The sequence below is a fragment of the Rhizobium sp. TBD182 genome (assembly GCF_001950375.1).
In the GTDB taxonomy this organism is placed as follows: domain Bacteria; phylum Pseudomonadota; class Alphaproteobacteria; order Rhizobiales; family Rhizobiaceae; genus Agrobacterium; species Agrobacterium tumefaciens.
Window position 1 is genome coordinate 1 of the sequence record NZ_BDLN01000027.1, and the last position, 2359, is coordinate 2359.

A 2359-nucleotide genomic window follows, 5' to 3' on the forward strand; every position below is an offset into this window, starting at 1 on the left:
AATTTTAGGTAAAGTTCTGCTATTCTCAGAATCAGCCATGATCCAAGCTCCAGATAGCTAGATTGTGGTCAGGTCGAGTAAGGTGTTACAGCACCTGCTCGGCCGTTGCGTCAGCAAATCCAAGACTACCCGGCTTGCATTTTTTATGTCAAGGTTATAATTTGATAACACACGATCAAATTCGAATGGCGAGAGCGGCCCTCAGATGGGGCGTTCGAGATCTGGCAGCGAGAGCAAAAGTAACTGCCGCAACGATCACCCGTATTGAATCCGGCAAATCAGGGCACGCTGCAACGCTCATTGCGATTCGTCTTGCCTTCGAAGAAGCCGGCCTCAACTTCATTGACGAGAACGGTGGTGGTGTCGGCGTCCGTTTCGCAAAGCCAGCCTCTGACAAAGCCCCCTGAAACCTTCAGCCATGTCACCGGAAGAGCAACATCTTCCCTTGTCCACCACCAGAACCGCTACGCCCATCCAAGGCGAACCCGTATCGACACCAACCAGTTGACGATTAATCTGGTAGTATGAAGGATGGCGCCATGACCATTCCCGATGATTTTTCCGGCCATATTCTCCTTCTCTCCGGACATCCCGGTTCCGGCAAGTCCACCATAGCCGAAGCGCTGGCCCACTTGCCCGGCGTGCCAAAAGTTCATTTCCATAGCGATGATCTGTGGGGATACATCAAGCATGGCCGCATCGATCCATGGCTACCTCAATCCCATCAGCAGAACCGCATGATCATGCAGATTGCCGCCGATGTTGCCGGTCGCTACGCAAGCCATGGATATTTCGTCATTCTCGATGGCGTCGTACGACCAGACTGGATACCGACCTTCATGGCGCTCAAATGCCCGCTACACTACATCGTGCTGCGCACGACAGTGAAAGAGGCGATTGACCGCTGTCAGGCACGCGGTGGCGACAGCCTCGGCGATCCGCTTGTCGTCGCCGATCTTCATGCCCGGTTTGCCGATCTCGGCACCTTCGAGCACCACGTCCTGTCAGTGTCAGGCATGGACAATGATGAGGCTTTGCAGTCGGTCATCAATGCGCTGCAATCGACACGTTTTCGTATGGATACGTCCGGATGAACGCAATCGATAACGACCATTGAGGTGAAGCACGCGTGGCCACACCGACCATTTATCTCCTTCGTCACGGCGAAACAGTCTGGAACTCTCTTGGCCGGTTTCAGGGGCAACAGGATTCACTGCTGACGCGACGTGGCATTGAACAGGCGGATCATGTCGCTCGCCTGCTCCGCGACACGCTGTGCAACGATGACCAGCTCTTCCGGATGCAGATCAGTCCGCTCGGGCGCGTGCGGCAGACCGCAGAGCGGATCCAGGAAAAGGTGCCGTTGCCATCTGTCGACGACGAACGGCTCGTGGAGGTCACGACCGGCTCATGGGACGGAATGACGCGATTTGAGATCGACAACGAGTTTCCCGGTCACCTAGACGGGTCCGACGCGTTCGACTGGTATTTCAGGGCGCCGGATGGCGAAAGTTTCGATAACGCCTGCAAGCGAGCGATGTCATGGATTGCCGATGTCCAGCACCCGACCATCGCCATTTCCCATGGCCTGTTCGGGCGGATCCTTCGGGGTGTGTTTCTCGGACTTTCAAAACAGGAGATGCTCGCACTTCCCGTCCCCCAGGACGGATTCTATCGACTGCATGACCACAGCTGCGATCTGATTACAGCTTGACCCGTAAAATCATGATCCGGCTAGTCAGGGAGGATCCAGGCATCACATGCACCGTTGCAGGAGGACACCATGAAAACACTCAACGACATCTATCTTTCCTATCTCGACTGCCTCAACCGTCAGGCCTTTAATGAACTCGGTACCTTCGTCGGTGACCATGTCGAACACAATGGCCGGCCGTTCGGCCTGTCAGCCTATCGCGACATGCTGGTGCACGACTTCGCCGATATTCCAGATCTTCGGTTTGAGGCAGAGATCCTCGTCAGCGACGCGAACCGGATTGCGGCCCGGCTTTCGTTCGACTGTACGCCCAAAGCCACGTTTATGGACCTCCCGGTCAATGGCCGGCGCGTACAATTCAGCGAACATGTCTTTTACGAATTCGAGCACACAAAAATCCGCAAGGTCCGGTCGATCATAGACAAGGCCGCAATTGAGCGCCAGCTTGGCCGATAGCCAGCAAAGGCTAAACCGTTCTAACCCGCGTTGAGCCGTTTCTCGAGCAGTGGACGATCGGTCTTGCGCAGCATCATTTGCGGCAGCTGACGCCGCAGCAAGCAAGATCTTCCAGGCCCTCATGTTTGCCTGTGTCCTGTCGTGATGGATGTGCCGCCTGGACGCATCACCAAGCGTCGCGGTCACGCC

3 protein-coding genes are annotated in these 2359 nt (G+C 55.7%); all 3 read left to right on the forward strand.

Translation table 11 applies throughout. The features are described 5' to 3' along the window. Positions 1-539: 539 nt before the first annotated feature. The 3 genes from T18_RS26155 to T18_RS26165 all read left to right on the forward strand — a co-directional run bounded on the left by T18_RS26155 (position 540) and on the right by T18_RS26165 (position 2170). On the forward strand, positions 540-1094 hold the full coding sequence (locus T18_RS26155) for an AAA family ATPase (RefSeq protein ID WP_038495976.1): 555 nt from the start codon (positions 540-542) through the stop codon (positions 1092-1094). A 35-nt stretch (positions 1095-1129) separates the two neighbouring features. Next, entirely contained in the window at positions 1130-1714 is a 585-nt protein-coding gene (locus tag T18_RS26160) for a histidine phosphatase family protein (protein ID WP_038495682.1), read from the forward strand. Between the two features lie 69 nt (positions 1715-1783). Next, positions 1784-2170, forward strand: coding sequence for an ester cyclase (locus T18_RS26165; RefSeq protein WP_038495679.1), 387 nt, complete (start codon positions 1784-1786; stop codon positions 2168-2170). The last annotated feature ends 189 nt before the right edge of the window (positions 2171-2359 follow it).

Coding starts and splice junctions, on each gene's coding strand:
- T18_RS26155 (WP_038495976.1), top strand. CDS start 540: ATGACCATTCCCGATGATTTTTCCGGCCATATTCTCCTTCTCTCCGGA.
- T18_RS26165 (WP_038495679.1), top strand. CDS start 1,784: ATGAAAACACTCAACGACATCTATCTTTCCTATCTCGACTGCCTCAAC.